At 57.1% G+C, this 14,162-nt stretch carries 19 protein-coding genes; 15 read left to right on the top strand and 4 right to left on the bottom strand.

Going from position 1 to position 14,162, the window contains the following annotated elements; genetic code table 11:
• Position 1 precedes the first annotated feature (1 nt).
• Positions 2–619: a nucleotide-binding protein gene (locus RAN89_RS06510; protein WP_313868800.1), complete on the top strand. Its 618-nt coding sequence runs from the start codon at positions 2–4 to the stop codon at positions 617–619.
• 61 nt (positions 620–680) lie between these two features.
• On the top strand, positions 681–1,136 hold the full coding sequence (locus RAN89_RS06515) for a MaoC family dehydratase (protein ID WP_313868801.1): 456 nt from the start codon (positions 681–683) through the stop codon (positions 1,134–1,136).
• Positions 1,137–1,157: 21 nt separating this feature from the next.
• Here RAN89_RS06515 and trmL read toward each other — a convergent pair whose 3' ends face one another.
• Complete coding sequence (trmL, locus tag RAN89_RS06520) at positions 1,158–1,622, bottom strand: tRNA (uridine(34)/cytosine(34)/5-carboxymethylaminomethyluridine(34)-2'-O)-methyltransferase TrmL (RefSeq protein ID WP_313868802.1); 465 nt, start codon at positions 1,620–1,622, stop codon at positions 1,158–1,160.
• An 11-nt stretch (positions 1,623–1,633) separates the two neighbouring features.
• Positions 1,634–2,128, bottom strand: a complete 495-nt coding sequence (locus RAN89_RS06525; protein WP_313868803.1) for a ComF family protein — start codon at positions 2,126–2,128, stop codon at positions 1,634–1,636.
• Positions 2,129–2,387: 259 nt separating this feature from the next.
• Here RAN89_RS06525 and RAN89_RS06530 point away from each other — a divergent pair, with 259 nt between their 5' ends.
• From RAN89_RS06530 to RAN89_RS06565, 8 genes are all read left to right on the top strand, one after another.
• Positions 2,388–3,272 carry a methyltransferase domain-containing protein gene (locus RAN89_RS06530; protein ID WP_313868804.1) on the top strand — a complete coding sequence of 295 codons (885 nt, stop codon included), beginning with the start codon at positions 2,388–2,390 and terminating at the stop codon, positions 3,270–3,272.
• A 153-nt stretch (positions 3,273–3,425) separates the two neighbouring features.
• Complete coding sequence (locus RAN89_RS06535; protein ID WP_313868805.1) at positions 3,426–3,902, top strand: DUF2244 domain-containing protein; 477 nt, start codon at positions 3,426–3,428, stop codon at positions 3,900–3,902.
• Between the two features lie 57 nt (positions 3,903–3,959).
• Positions 3,960–5,144: a cytochrome c oxidase subunit II gene (gene coxB / locus RAN89_RS06540; RefSeq protein ID WP_313868806.1), complete on the top strand. Its 1,185-nt coding sequence runs from the start codon at positions 3,960–3,962 to the stop codon at positions 5,142–5,144.
• A gap of 42 nt (positions 5,145–5,186) precedes the next feature.
• Positions 5,187–6,803, top strand: a complete 1,617-nt coding sequence (ctaD, locus tag RAN89_RS06545) for a cytochrome c oxidase subunit I (RefSeq protein ID WP_313868807.1) — start codon at positions 5,187–5,189, stop codon at positions 6,801–6,803.
• Entirely contained in the window at positions 6,803–6,916 is a 114-nt protein-coding gene (locus RAN89_RS06550; RefSeq protein ID WP_313868808.1) for a cytochrome oxidase small assembly protein, read from the top strand. The genes ctaD and RAN89_RS06550 overlap by 1 nt, the downstream gene beginning before the upstream one ends.
• Positions 6,917–6,919: 3 nt before the next feature.
• The gene (locus RAN89_RS06555; RefSeq protein ID WP_313868809.1) at positions 6,920–7,516 is read left to right on the top strand and encodes a cytochrome c oxidase assembly protein; all 597 of its coding nucleotides are present in this window, start codon (positions 6,920–6,922) and stop codon (positions 7,514–7,516) included.
• A gap of 35 nt (positions 7,517–7,551) precedes the next feature.
• Positions 7,552–7,725, top strand: a complete 174-nt coding sequence (locus RAN89_RS06560; RefSeq protein WP_313868810.1) for a DUF2970 domain-containing protein — start codon at positions 7,552–7,554, stop codon at positions 7,723–7,725.
• A gap of 50 nt (positions 7,726–7,775) precedes the next feature.
• Entirely contained in the window at positions 7,776–8,657 is an 882-nt protein-coding gene (locus RAN89_RS06565; RefSeq protein WP_313868811.1) for a cytochrome c oxidase subunit 3, read from the top strand.
• A 55-nt stretch (positions 8,658–8,712) separates the two neighbouring features.
• Here RAN89_RS06565 and RAN89_RS06570 read toward each other — a convergent pair whose 3' ends face one another.
• Entirely contained in the window at positions 8,713–8,934 is a 222-nt protein-coding gene (locus RAN89_RS06570) for a twin transmembrane helix small protein (RefSeq protein ID WP_313868812.1), read from the bottom strand.
• A 27-nt stretch (positions 8,935–8,961) separates the two neighbouring features.
• Between RAN89_RS06570 and RAN89_RS06575 the strand changes: the two genes are divergently transcribed.
• From RAN89_RS06575 to RAN89_RS06595, 5 genes are read left to right on the top strand one after another with little or no spacing between them, the layout of a single operon-like run.
• The gene (locus RAN89_RS06575; protein ID WP_313869351.1) at positions 8,962–9,687 is read left to right on the top strand and encodes an SURF1 family protein; all 726 of its coding nucleotides are present in this window, start codon (positions 8,962–8,964) and stop codon (positions 9,685–9,687) included.
• On the top strand, positions 9,680–10,372 hold the full coding sequence (locus RAN89_RS06580) for a hypothetical protein (protein WP_428984481.1): 693 nt from the start codon (positions 9,680–9,682) through the stop codon (positions 10,370–10,372). The genes RAN89_RS06575 and RAN89_RS06580 overlap by 8 nt, the downstream gene beginning before the upstream one ends.
• A gap of 9 nt (positions 10,373–10,381) precedes the next feature.
• Positions 10,382–11,509, top strand: a complete 1,128-nt coding sequence (locus RAN89_RS06585) for a COX15/CtaA family protein (RefSeq protein WP_313868814.1) — start codon at positions 10,382–10,384, stop codon at positions 11,507–11,509.
• Positions 11,510–11,533: 24 nt separating this feature from the next.
• Entirely contained in the window at positions 11,534–12,430 is an 897-nt protein-coding gene (gene cyoE, locus RAN89_RS06590) for a heme o synthase (RefSeq protein WP_313868815.1), read from the top strand.
• Positions 12,427–13,032, top strand: a complete 606-nt coding sequence (locus RAN89_RS06595; RefSeq protein ID WP_313868816.1) for an SCO family protein — start codon at positions 12,427–12,429, stop codon at positions 13,030–13,032. Before cyoE ends, RAN89_RS06595 begins: the two co-directional genes overlap by 4 nt.
• 66 nt (positions 13,033–13,098) lie before the next feature.
• Here RAN89_RS06595 and RAN89_RS06600 read toward each other — a convergent pair whose 3' ends face one another.
• Complete coding sequence (locus RAN89_RS06600; RefSeq protein ID WP_428984500.1) at positions 13,099–14,061, bottom strand: Bug family tripartite tricarboxylate transporter substrate binding protein; 963 nt, start codon at positions 14,059–14,061, stop codon at positions 13,099–13,101.
• Positions 14,062–14,162: the final 101 nt, after the last annotated feature.

A 14,162-nucleotide genomic window follows, 5' to 3' on the forward strand; every position in this document is an offset into this window, starting at 1 on the left:
TATGCCCGTGGTTGTTGTTGCTAACCCCAAGGGGGGCGTCGGAAAGTCCACAATGTCGACCCACATTGCCGGTTACTTTGCCTCGAGGGGGCATGCCGTCATGCTGGGCGACGCGGATCGCCAGCAATCTTCCAGGCTGTGGCTGGGGCTTCGCCCGCCGGTAGCCAAACCCATTACGGGATGGGAGTTGAACGAGGAGGGCGTTGCCAAGCCGCCCAAGGGCACCAGCCACGTGGTGCTCGACACCCCGGCCGGCCTGCACGGCAAGCGCCTGAAGGAAATACTGAAGATTGCCACCCATGTGGTGGTGCCTTTGCAGCCCAGTGTGTTTGATATCTTTGCAACCAAGCCTTTCCTGGATGAGCTGGCCGCCAGTTCGCGGGCGGGCAAGTTCAAGGTGGGCATTGTCGGCATGCGCGTGGATGAGCGGACGCTGGCTTCTGATCAGCTGCAGCACTTTGTCGACGGTTTGGACCTGCCGGTGCTGGGTTTTGTACGCGATACCCAAAACTACATCCAGGCCATTGCACGGGGGCTGACCATTTTTGATGTCGCGCCCGGCAAAGTCGAGCGGGATTTGCAGCAGTGGCAAGCCATTTGCCAGTGGCTGGATGCGTAATTGCCCGTCACCTGTCACCGTGGCAACAAGGGAGCAGGTGCCGGCTGGCTAGAGTGGCGGCATGAAAACATTCAACACCTTGGCGGAGTTGTCCGCCCACGTCGGTACCACCGTAGCGGTGAGCGAATGGCTGACCATCAGCCAGGAGCAGATCAACCAATTCGCGCAGGCAACCGGTGACCACCAGTGGATCCACGTGGATCCGGAACGTGCAGCGCAAGGCCCCTTCGGCGCACCGATTGCCCATGGTTTTCTCACCCTGTCGCTGATTCCCCGGTTTATGGAATCCAGCATGAACGTGCTCCATGTGCGGATGGGGGTGAATTACGGCCTGAACAAAGTCCGCTTTATTTCGCCGGTGCCGGTCAACAGCCGTTTGCGCGCGCATCTCAAGTTGCTGGAGGTGCTGCCGGTCGACAACGGTGGCGTACAGCAGGCTTGGGAAGTCACCATTGAGCGAGAGGGCGCCGCTAAACCTGCGTGTGTGGCTGAAGCCTTGGTGCGCCAATACCCCTGAATAAGGGCGATTTGACGCTCTTCAGGCGCCGAAGCCGTTCTGCCGCCAGGCTTCAAATACCGTTACGGCGACTGCGTTGGAGAGGTTCAGGCTGCGCTGATCCGGCCGCATGGGCAGGCGCAGGCTGCGTTCCGGGCTGAAGGACACACGTACGAAATCAGAGATGCCTTTGGTTTCCGAACCGAACACCAGCCAATCCCCGGGCTGAAACGCCACCTCAAACGGGCTGCGGGTTCCGCGTGTCGTAAGAGTGAACAGGCGGTCGGGCGCCGGCCGTTCTGTGTCCAGAAAATGCTGCCAACTGGCGTGGCGCTTGAGCTCGGCGTACTCGTGGTAATCCAGCCCGGCGCGGCGCATGTGCTTGTCGTCCATGGAGAAACCCAGAGGTTCCACCAAATGCAAACGACAGCCGGTATTGGCCGCCAGGCGGATCACGTTGCCCGTATTGGGAGGGATTTCGGGCTCAACCAAAACAATATGAAACATGCCGTCATTGTCTACGCAGTAGCGGCATCCACACCGGTGCGAGCAAAGACCAGTGCCGTGATGTGTGCTGCGCCTGCGTGCCGCAAGGTTGTCGCCGCCGCTCTCATGGAAGCGCCGCTGGTCATCACGTCATCCAGCAGCACGATGCGCTTACCCGACACAGCGCCCTGGCGGAGGGGTTCCATGGCAAAAGCATGTCGTACATTGTCTTGGCGGTCTTTGCGGTCCAGTGCACTTTGTGCGGGCGTGTTGATAACGCGCAGGAGCACTTGCTCCAGTGTTTTGTCAGGGCTGAGGTGACGCGCCAGCAAGGCGGATTGGTTAAAGCCTCTTTGCAGCAGACGTTCTCTGGCCAAAGGCATGGGGATGACAAAGTCTGCCGCTTCCAGCGCCGGTTCTACCCAAGGCGCGCTGCGCATGAGTGCGGCGAAATGGCCCGCCCAAGCGGGGTTCTCCTGAAACTTGAAGTGAGCGATCAGCCGGTCCCACGGGTAGGCATAGTCCACGGCTGCCAGGGCGCTGTCCCATGGTGGTGGCGCGTGGGTGCACGCGCGACATTGATGGAGTGTGTACGGAATGGCCAGTGCGCATGTCGGGCAACGGTGGACCGGTTGACCAAATGCCTGAATGCAGTCTTCGCAAACCGCTTGCGCGGGCCACGCATGACAGACGGCGCAGGTGCTGGGCACTGCGCGGCTTAACCCTCGAGCCCATGCGCTGAACATCCGCCCAATATACTCGCCCAGCTTTGCTTATCCCCGGCCCATGACCACCCACAAGCCTCCCACCATCGATCCCGTTGCCGCTGCCCGCTGGGCTTGTGTGCCTGCCATGCAGTCGCCTTGGTTGCACGAGGAGGTTGCACGGCGCATGGAAGACCGCCTGCAATGGATCGTGCAAAAACCGTCCGCATGGCTGGATTGGACGCCCGCCAGGGGCGGCCTGGAAGCGCATGCGTTGGTCAGGAAGCGTTACCCGCAAGCCAAGGCATTTGTTCATGAGGAATCGCCTTCGGGCTTGGCCATGAGCCGCGATGCCTTGTCGCCCCCATGGTGGAGTCCTGCACGCTGGGGGAGCGGGACTGTTCAGTTCGGGCTGCCCGCCGAGCCGGTGCAGATGCTGTGGGCCAATATGGCTTTGCACATGGCCGCAGACCCCCAAGCGCTGATAAATCGGTGGCACCAGGCTTTGGCGGTAGATGGCTTTGCCATGTTCTCCTGCCTCGGGCCGGACACCTTGCGTGAAATTCGGGACGTTTACGCTGATGCAGGTTGGCCACAACCTCACCATCAGTTCACCGATATGCATGATTGGGGTGACATGCTGGTGCATGCCGGCTTTGCCGAGCCCGTCATGGACATGGAGCGGATAACACTGAGTTACTCCACGGCTGAAAAGTTGCTCGACGAGCTGCGGGGTTTGGGGCGTAATTTGCATGTTGCCCGATTCCAAGGTTTGCGATCCAGATCCTGGAGGCAGGATCTGCTCGATCGGATACGCAAGCGCTTGGGCGCACGGTCCAAGGATGGCCGGCTGAGCTTGACCTTCGAGGTGGTCTACGGGCACGCCTTCAAGCCCAAGCCCAAAGTCAAGCTGCAAGCGGAAACTAGGGTTTCTCTGGATGACATGCGTGCCGTCTTGAAGAAGTAGGCAAAACCCCTACAGATTCGCTCGGCCGATGCGAGCGGCTGATGCTGGTCAAGTCCGTTACTGTCATACAATGGTATGTAAAGAGGTGACGGCATTTCCCCCCTCCAATCTTGACCGGGCCTGTGCACGGCTGGTCAATTTCGGGTGACACGCATGACGAATATGGTTTTTCGCTTTGCGACAGTACAAGGGCAGCATGTTCATTGGCTTCTAAGGCGAAACTGTTCTGTAACGCCCCTGCAGCTGGTATGGACTTACGTTTCGCTCTGCGCGGTGTCTATAGGAATCGGGCTTTTCTTCTGGTTCCAAGGCGCAACGCTGGTGATCCCTTTTGCGTCACTCGAGTTGATTGCTGTGGGGCTGGCGTTTTTGCTTTACGCGCGACATTCGACTGATGGCGAGCATATTTCCTTGCAGGAAAATCGGCTGGTTGTGGAGTTGGAGTGTGCGGGGCGATTGGAACGTGCGGAATTTCAAAGGAGCTGGGTGAGGGTGGAGCCTCGGGCGGATGACTCATCGTTGATTGAGTTATCAGAGCGGGGGAGAACCATCCGGGTCGGGCGCTATATCAGGCCGGAGTTGCGTCCGCAGCTGGCCAAGGAAATACGTTCGGCTTTGCGGGCGGTCTGAGGGTCGCGTGCGAGCCCGGTGCGTTGGATTATTTTGGGGCATCAAAAAGTGAGCGAGATGAAGAACACAACGAAAAAACTGGCGTCTATGCTGTGGGCGGCTGGTGCTTTTGCCGGCACTTCCCTGTTGACGCAAGCGCATGCTGTGAACGATCTGCCGGGTGGGCCGGCAGTGAATCAGCTGAATCTGGCCCCTGCGGTCACCAAGATCGCACAAGAGCAACAGTGGTTGCATTGGTTCATGCTGATCGTGTGTTCGGTGATTTTTGTGGCGGTTTTTTCCGTCATGTTTTATTCCATCTGGAAGCACCGCAAATCAGTCGGGCACAAGCCTGCTACATTTTCCGAGTCGGTCACTGTGGAGGTGATCTGGACCATCGTCCCCTTCATCATCGTGATTCTCATGGCCTTGCCTGCCACCAAGGTGGTGGTGGCCATGAAAGACACGACCAATGCTGACTTGACCATCAAGGCCACAGGCATGCAGTGGAAGTGGGGTTATGACTACATCAAGGGGGAAGGCGAAGGGATTGGTTTCGTTTCCACACTGGACAGCGACCAGCGCGCCATGTCAGATGCCGGTGGCCCCAAGAAGGGTGAGTCTGTCGACAACTACCTGCTAAAGGTTGACAACCCGTTGGTGGTTCCGGTGGATAAAAAAGTCCGCATCATCACAACGGCCAACGATGTGATCCATGCATTTATGGTCCCGGCTTTTGGTATCAAACAAGATGCGATCCCGGGCTTTGTCCGTGACACATGGTTCCGTGCTGAGAAGGTTGGTGATTACTACGGTCAATGTGCGGAGTTGTGCGGCAAAGAGCATGCGTACATGCCAATTCACGTGAAAGTGCTGTCCGCTGAGGATTATTCCAAGTGGGTTGCAGCTGAACAGAAGAAAATGGCTGCCAAGGCAGATGATCCGACCAAGGTGTGGACTTTGGAAGACATCACCAAGCGTGGCGAGAAGGTCTATGCCCAGAACTGCGCGGCCTGTCACCAAGCCAATGGCAAGGGCGCCGGTCCCATCAAGCCATTGGATGGATCCGCTGTGGTACTGGATGCTGACAAAACCAAGCAGATTGCCATCTTGTTGAATGGACAGAACAACGGTGCAATGCCGGCTTGGAAGGCGTTGAGTGACACCGATATTGCCGCTGTTATCAGCTACACCAAGAACAACTGGTCCAACAAGACCGGTCAATTGGTGCAGCCCGCTGAAGTGCTGGCATTGCGCAAGTAATGCACCTCAGGCAGAACCTAGAAAATTAAAAAGGACCTCACCATGAGCGCCGTACTCGACCATCACGATCACGCCCACGACGATCACCATCACGCCCCTACCGGCTGGCAGCGCTGGGTGTTCGCGACCAACCACAAAGACATTGGTACTCTTTACCTCTTGTTCAGCTTCACCATGCTGATCATCGGAGGCATCTTGGCGCTGCTGATTCGCGCCGAATTGTTTCAGCCCGGTTTGCAACTGGTAAATCCTGAGCTGTTCAACTCACTGACCACCATGCACGGATTGATCATGGTGTTCGGTGCCATCATGCCGGGCTTTGTGGGGTTTGCGAACTGGATGATCCCGTTGCAAATCGGCGCATCCGACATGGCATTTGCCCGCATGAACAACTTCAGCTTCTGGCTGATGATTCCTGCTGCGTTGATGTTGGTGTCCTCTTTCTTCATGCCTGGTGGCGCACCCGCAGCCGGCTGGACTTTGTATGCCCCTCTGACTTTGCAAATGGGACCTTCGATGGATGCCGGCATTTTCGCGATGCACATCCTGGGCGCGTCGTCCATCATGGGCTCCATAAACATCATCGTGACCATCTTGAACATGCGCGCTCCTGGCATGACCTTGATGAAGATGCCCATGTTCTGCTGGACATGGTTGATCACGGCTTATTTGCTGATCGCAGTGATGCCGGTGTTGGCGGGCGCTATCACCATGACGCTGACAGACCGCCATTTCGGTACCAGCTTCTTCAACCCCGCAGGTGGCGGTGATCCCGTCATGTACCAGCACATTTTCTGGTTCTTTGGTCACCCAGAGGTGTACATCATGATCTTGCCGGCATTCGGCATCATCAGCCAGATTGTCCCGGCTTTCGCGCGCAAGAAGCTGTTCGGTTATGCCTCCATGGTGTATGCCACTTCTTCGATTGCGATCCTGTCGTTCATCGTGTGGGCTCACCACATGTTCACTACCGGCATGCCTGTCACCGGTCAGCTGTTCTTCATGTATGCCACGATGCTGATTGCCGTGCCAACTGCAGTGAAGATCTTCAACTGGATCGCCACCATGTGGCAGGGCTCCATGACCTTTGAAACCCCCATGTTGTTTGCAGTGGGCTTCATTTTTGTGTTCACGATGGGGGGCTTCACCGGCTTGATTCTGGCCATGGCGCCTATCGACATCCAGCTGCAAGACACCTACTATGTGGTGGCTCATTTCCACTACGTGCTGGTTGCCGGCTCCTTGTATGCCATGTTTGCCGGCTTCTATTACTGGGCTCCCAAGTGGACGGGCGTGATGATTCCTGAGTGGAAAGGTCGCTTGCACTTCTGGTGGTCATTGATTGCCTTCAACGTAACCTTCTTCCCCATGCACTTCTTGGGTCTGGCGGGCATGCCTCGCCGTTATGCAGACTACCCCATGCAATTCGCTGACTTCAATGCGATTGCTACGGTGGGTGCATTTGCATTTGGTTTGGCTCAGGTCTACTTCTTCTTCGGAGTTGTCTTGCCTGCCATGTTGGGCAAAGGCGAGAAAGCCAGCCAGAAGCCTTGGGAAGCTGCAGAAGGTTTGGAGTGGGAAGTCCCCTCTCCAGCCCCTTTCCATACTTTTGAAAACCCACCCAAGTTGGACGCTACTGCGACCAAGGTGATCGGTTAATGGCCAACGCAGATCAGAAAAAGGCTAATGTGCGCTTGGGGCTGATTCTGGCCTCGATCGCAGCGGTCTTTTTTATCGGCTTTATGGCCAAAATGATTTTTCTGGGTAAGTAAGGCATGGCCAATCTCAGTGCAAATCGCCGCATGTTGGGCAAGCTCGCCGTGATTACGGTGGGCATGTTCGCGTTCGGTTATGCACTGGTCCCCTTGTACAAGACTATTTGCGAGATGACCGGTATCAACATACTGGCGTTGGGTGAACAAGTCTTGTCCGGCAATAAGGCAATGCCTGCCAATTCACAAGTAGACACTAGCCGCACCATCACTGTGGAGTTTGATGCCAATTCCCGCGGTCCTTGGGAATTCAAGCCTGCGCAGCGTTCTTTGACCGTTCACCCCGGTGAAATGACTACGGTGGTGTATGAGTTCCAGAACGTGCAGAACCGGCGGATGTCAGCACAAGCGATCCCAAGTTATGCGCCCATGCAGGCCTCGGCGCATTTCAACAAATTGGAATGCTTTTGCTTCAACCAATACACCTTGGAGCCGGGAGAAAAGAAATCCTGGCCGGTGGTGTTTGTGATTGACCCCAAGCTTTCGAAAGACGTCACCACCATTACCCTCTCGTACACTTTCTTCGAGGTGGGTGGAAAAACTCCTGCTGCACCCGTTGCAGGCGTGAAGCCGGTGATAGCGGAAAGTGCGGGCTCTTGATGGCGACGAGAGAGGTGCAAAGAAAGTCCTCCTTTTTGCACAGCGTCAAACTGGTGGCTTGGTCGTTTATCGGTATTCGCAGCAACAAGGGTTATCGGGATGACCTGGCGAAGGTGAATCCTTTGCATGTCGTACTTGTTGGTATTGTTGGCGCGTTGCTGCTGGTCGTAGGCTTGATCAGTCTTGCAAAATGGGTGGTCGGCTCTTAAGAAGCAGGTCACGCATTACAAATTTGGATTTGAGAAGAAATGGAGCAGAAATGAGTTCAACAACACATGGCGGAACGCCTTATTACTTTGTGCCCGGACCTTCGCGTCATCCGGTCATGGCTGCCGCAGGTCTGTTTTTCGTCATTCTCGGTGCCGGCCAATGGATCAACGGCTCCGCGTGGGGCAAATACTCTTTGCTGCTTGGCATGGTGTGGTGGTTGTTCGTTCTTTATCAGTGGTTCCGCGATGCGGTCACTGAAAGTGAAGGTGGTCAATACGGCCGCAAGATCGACATCTCCTACCGCTGGAGCATGAGCTGGTTCATCTTCTCCGAGGTGATGTTCTTCGGTGCCTTCTTTACTGCACTTTGGTGGGCACGCTCGCACTCTGTACCCGCGCTCGGCAGCTTGGAAAACTCGCTGCTATGGCCTGACTTCAAGGCGGTATGGCCCAGCGTGGCTGCTGGCATGACTGCTTCTCCTGCCGGAATCGTCGAGCCTTTCACCACCATGGGTCCATTCTGGTTGCCTACTATTAACACAGCGTTGTTGCTGACATCCGGCGTGACATTGACGATCGCACACCATGCGTTGATTGATGGCAATCGCTCCAAGACTATTGCCTTCATGTGGGCGACAGTTCTGCTGGGTATCACCTTCTTGTTTGTGCAAGGCTACGAGTACTACCATGCGTACACGGCCTACAACTTGAAGCTGAACTCCGGTGTTTTCGGTTCCACCTTCTTTATGTTGACCGGTTTCCACGGTTTCCACGTGTTTGTGGGCATGTTGATGCTGTTGTTCATCACCTTGCGCCTGCAAAAGGGCCATTTCACGCCGGAGCGTCACTTCGGTTTCGAAGGCGCAGCGTGGTACTGGCACTTCGTGGACGTCGTTTGGTTGGGTCTGTACGTTTTGGTGTACTGGATGTAAGCCTTGCCGGGATGAAAAAAGGGCACCTTCGGGTGCCCTTTTTGCTGCAGCGTATTCAATGCCCCTCGGGGATGCCGGTCGGGTGGATGTAGCCCAACTTCCAAGCCAGCAATATGCACAGAAACAGGAAGATCGAAACTCCAACGCGCATCCCCAATGCCCTTGCCATATTCCGGGACTTGGCGGTTCGTGAAGAGCCTCCGCGTAACATGAAATAGAGGGCTGCTGCCAGGCTGCCCAGAATGGCTATGAAAGCGATGATTACGAGATACGTCATGCGGAGAATTATTACGTGAACCGCCGAATGCGATGGTTGCTGATTGCGATAACCGCGTGTCTTGCTACGGCGCTCACTGTCTCATTGGGTTTCTGGCAACTCCGCCGGGCTGCTCAGAAGGAGGCTTTGGCTGCCCAGATGGCGGCAGGTGCGTCAGGCCCATCGGTCGCGAGTTCCTCCGTCATCACGGGCAAAGCATCTGAGCAGCTTCTCCATCAAATGGTCAACTTGCGGGGGCAGTGGGTGGTCGACAAGACCGTTTACCTCGACAACCGGCAGATGCAGGCCAAAGCAGGGTTTTATGTCCTGACGCCTTTGCGTCTGGAGGGCTCCGATGCAGTCGTCATGGTCCAGCGAGGATGGATTCCACGCAACTTTGTTGAGCGTGATCGATTGCCAGAGGTACAAACCACTTCTGGCCCAGCAGAAATTACAGGCCGAATCGCCTTGCCACCTTCCAAGCTTTACGAGCCCGGAGCGGCATCGACCGGGCCGATCCGGCAAAATCTGGACTTGCAGCAATTCCAGAAGGAATCAGGATTAGCACTGAGAACCGATTTGTCCATCGTCCAAATTGGTGCAGCTTCCGAAGGATTACTTCGGGAATGGCCGGCGATCAATATCGGTGTCGAAAAACACTATGGTTACGCCGTGCAATGGTTTGCACTGACAGCGCTAATCGTGGGTTTGTTTGTCTGGTTTCAATTGCGACCGCTTTTCGTATCTTCCAAGGATTCTTCTACCCATGTCTAGCGCTCCAGTCCCCGACGATCGCCCCCTTGGTTTAACCGTTCATTCATTGCCGGAGCCCTCCGGCCAACTCCAGTCAGCCGCTGTTGACACGCGCGCGGGCAGAATCCGCATGCTGCTGGTGATGCTGGTGTGCGCAGCTCCTGTCATCGCGTCATATTTCACTTACTACGTTATTCGGCCTGAAGGTCGCCGGAATTTCGGTGAACTGATCGATCCGCAGCGCCCCTTGCCGGCTGTACAAGCGCAGGGGTTGGCTAAAGAGATGGTGGCATTGCCTAGCCTGAAAGGCCAATGGCTCTTTGTGAGTGTGGCCGGCGGCGCATGTGACGCTGCATGTCAACAACATTTGTATATCCAACGCCAATTGCGCGAAGGCCTGGGCAAGGAGAAAGACCGCCTTGACTGGGTATGGCTGATCAATGACGACGCTCCGGTCAAGCCGGAACTCTTGCCAGCGCTCAAAGGCGCGACCGTCTTGCGCTTGCCCGCTGCGGATCTAGCGCAGTGGCTGCCTGCCGAAACAGGCTATGAGATCCAAGAGCACCTGTTTCTGGTCGATCCACTGGGTAACTTGATGATGCGTTTCCCTGCCGGAATGAACACAGAGACCGCCCTCAAGGCCAAGCGCGACCTTGACCGTCTGATGCGGGCTGCCCAATTCTGGGATCGCCCGGGCCGTGACTGATTGAAGCTCATGCAAACGACCTTGTACGATTTATCGCCCATTTTCCAGGTACTCCTGATCGGAGCGCTGGTGGCCTCTGTGCCGGCGCTGTGGGTGTATTTGCGAAACCGCCGCAGCAGTTCACTCAGCCGGTACCACGCGCTGGTGGTGATTACCCTGTTTCTTACCTTTGATCTTGTGCTTTTCGGTGCATTTACCCGATTGACTGACAGCGGCCTTGGATGCCCTGACTGGCCCGGTTGCTATGGCAACGCCAGTCCTTTAGGCGCGACGCATGAGATCGCCATGGCCCAGAGTGCTCTACCCAGTGGTCCGGTCACCCACAGCAAAGCATGGATTGAGATGGTGCACCGTTATATGGCCACCTCGGTGGGCGCACTGATTACGCTGATGGTGATTCTTGCGTGGCGTGGTCGCAAACAGGAAAGCCCATTTGCCCTCAGCCCATGGTGGCCCACAGCGACCTTGGTTTGGGTGTGTATTCAAGGAGCCTTCGGCGCCCTGACGGTGACCATGAAGCTGTTTCCCGCCATTGTGAGCCTGCACCTGCTGGGGGGCTATGTGCTTTTGGCCCTGCTAATGGCGCAGGTCGCAATGGGTGCAGTGTCCCGAGCTGCTACGGCAACCATATCGCAAGCCGCACCGTCTTGGATCCACCGCTGGGCCTGGGCAGCCTTGGTGATGCTGACGGTACAAGCTGCATCCGGAGCGTGGGTCAGCACCAACTACGCGGTACTCGCGTGTGCCGAATTTCCCGGTTGTCAGGGGGTGATGTGGCCCCCCATGGATTGGAAGGCTGCGACGGAGATCTGGCGTCCGTTGGGGCTTACAGCCTCTGGCGACCATCTGAGCTTTCAGGCCTTGACCGCTATCCACATGGCGCACCGTCTGCTCGCAGGGTTCACGGTGCTGGTGCTGGGCAGCCTGGCGTGGGCACTCTGGAAACAGCCCGCCTTGAAGAAGCCCGCGCAATGGCTCACCGCCTTGCTGGTAATGCAACTGGCTACCGGCTTGAGCAACGTGGTGTTGGGCTGGCCCCTTTTGGCGGCTGTCATGCACACCGGCGGTGCCGGCGCCATGGTCATGGTGCTGGTCTGGGTCATCGTGGCATCCCGCACCCGACCCGTCGGCCGCTGAAAAATTGAAAAAAAGAGAATTCGAATGACCGTACAAGTAGCAGCCCCCAAGCCCTCTGTGCTGGCCCAGTTCCATGCACTGACCAAGCCGCGGGTCATCCAGTTGATTGTGTTCTGCGCGCTCATCGGCATGGTGTTAGCCGTGCCCGGCGCACCCACGGGCGCCCAAGTCATGCTGGCAGCGATAGCCTGCCTCGGCATTTACCTGGTGGCCGGTGCAGCAGCGGCCTTCAATTGCATTGTGGAAAAAGGTATTGATGCCAAGATGAAGCGCACTTCGTGGCGGCCCACTGCTCGCGGGGAACTCAGCGACACCCAGACTTTGATCTTCTCGGCCATGCTGTGTGCTGCCGGTTCTGCCATTCTGTATGTCTGGGTGAACCCGCTCACCATGTGGCTGACCTTTGCCACCTTTGTGGGCTACGCGGTGATCTACACCGTGATCCTCAAGCCTCTGACTCCCCAGAATATCGTGATCGGCGGCGCTTCGGGCGCCATGCCGCCGGTATTGGGTTGGGCCGCCATGACGGGTGATGTGGGGCCGGAGGCCCTGATTCTTTTTCTGATTATTTTCCTGTGGACGCCCCCGCATTTCTGGGCGCTGGCCTTGTACCGGGTGGAGGATTACCGCAAGTCCGGCCTGCCCATGCTGCCTGTCACCCATGGCAGTGAGTTCACCCGCTTGCAGATCCTGCTGTACACCTTCATGTTGCTTGCGGCATGTCTGCTGCCGTTTGTGTATGGCATGAGCCATTGGCCCTACCTGATCGTGGCAGTGGCTTTGTGCCTGGGGTTTTGCTGGTACGCCGTGCGCCTGTTGCGTAACTACTCGGATGAGCTTGCCCGCGCGACTTTCCGCTTTTCGCTCATTCACCTGAGCGTGCTTTTCGCAGCCTTGCTGCTGGACCATTACCTCATATGAATAAACGTTCCGCTATTCAATTCATAGCTGCTGGCGCATTGTTGGCGGGCGCTGGAGGCATGTTGAGTGCATGTTCTGAATCAAAGCCCAAGTTCTCCTCGGTGGATGTCACCGGCGCCAGCTACGCCAAAGACTTCGAGCTGACTGACCACAATGGCAAGGTCCGTCACCTGGCGGACTTCAAAGGCAAAGTGGTTGTCATGTTCTTTGGCTACACCCAATGCCCGGATGTTTGCCCGACTTCGATGGCAGAACTGGCCGAAGTGAAGAAGGCATTGGGGGCCGATGGCGACAAGCTTCAGGGCTTGTTTGTCACGGTAGATCCTGCCCGCGATACGCCGGAAGTGCTCAAGGGCTATATGGAAAACTTTGACCCGACTTTCTTGGCGCTCTACACCACGCCCGAGAAGCTGGAAGCTTTGGCCAAAGACTTCAAGGTGTACTACAAGCGCGTCAATGGCCAGACCACCACCAGCTACACCATGGACCACTCGGCGGGCAGCTACATCTACGACACCCAGGGCAATTTGCGCCTGTTCACCCGCTACGGCAGTGGTGCACAAGTGCTGGCTGCAGATATTCAGCAGCTCCTGAAGTCTTGATGGACGCTGGCTGACGCTTGTTGCCAGCCGGCCTGAAAGGCAGACCGGCTGCGCGTGGTGCAGGAGTCAATCTGTCTTGATGCTCTGTTGGCTGATGATGCCGCCCAACAAAGCCGTGTCGGCCTTCACCCGGTTAGCCAGTCCTTCCGCGGAAGTGCCTTGCACGGTCCAACCCTGCTGAAACATCTTCTGGCGCATCTCCGGACTGCGGGCAATCTCGCTGAACAAAGCAGACAGCCGCATCACCACCGGTTTGGGCATGCTGTTGGGGGCGGCTACCGCGTTCCAGATTTCCAGATTCAGGTCTTTCACCCCAGCCTCTGACAGGCTGGGAATCTCCGGCACCAGCGCACTGCGCACGCTGGCAGTGATGCCGATGGCTTTGAGCTTGCCCGCTTTGATCTGGGCGGAAGCCAGGGCAGGGGGCAACAGGCTGAGCTGCAAGTCACCCGCGATCATCGCGGTGGCGACTTGCGGGTAGCCGGCATAGGGAACATGCAGGGGCGCCATGCGGGCTTTGGCTTTGAGTAGTTCCATGCCGATATGGCCTACGGTGCCCACGCCGGGTGTGCCGTAATTCCACCTGTCGCCGGAGGCACGTGCTGCGGACAGAAACTCAGCCGCGCTGTTGCCCGGCGCGTTGGCGGGTGCGGTCAGCACCAAGGGCGATACGCCTAGCAGGCTCACCGGCGTCAAGTCTTTGAGCGGGTCGTAACTCAGCTTGGGGTTGAGCAGCTTGGCAATCGTCATGTTGCCGTTGATCATCAGACCGAGGGTGTGGTCATCGGTAGCTTTGGCAACCGCATCGGCGGCGATGTTGCCCGCTGCGCCCACCTTGTTTTCCACGATCACAGGCTGGCCGAGGGCTTTGGAGAGCGGCTCTGCGAATGCTCGCGCCGTCAGGTCGGGCGAAGACCCGCCGGGAAAGCCAACGATGATGCGCACCGGCTTGGTCGGCCATGCGGCAGTTTGAGAGGTTTTTTGGGCGTTAGCGCTCGTGGATATTGCGCAAGCAACTATGGAAAGCATAGCAAAAGCGGCGGTGCGGCGTGTGTGTGTCATCAGCTTGGTGTCCAAGAAAAAGCCCCTGCAGGCGGGGCCGGCAGGGGCATTGTGCGTGAAGTTATGCG

It is taken from the genome of Rhodoferax mekongensis (assembly GCF_032191775.1).
Taxonomy (GTDB): domain Bacteria; phylum Pseudomonadota; class Gammaproteobacteria; order Burkholderiales; family Burkholderiaceae_C; genus Allorhodoferax; species Allorhodoferax mekongensis.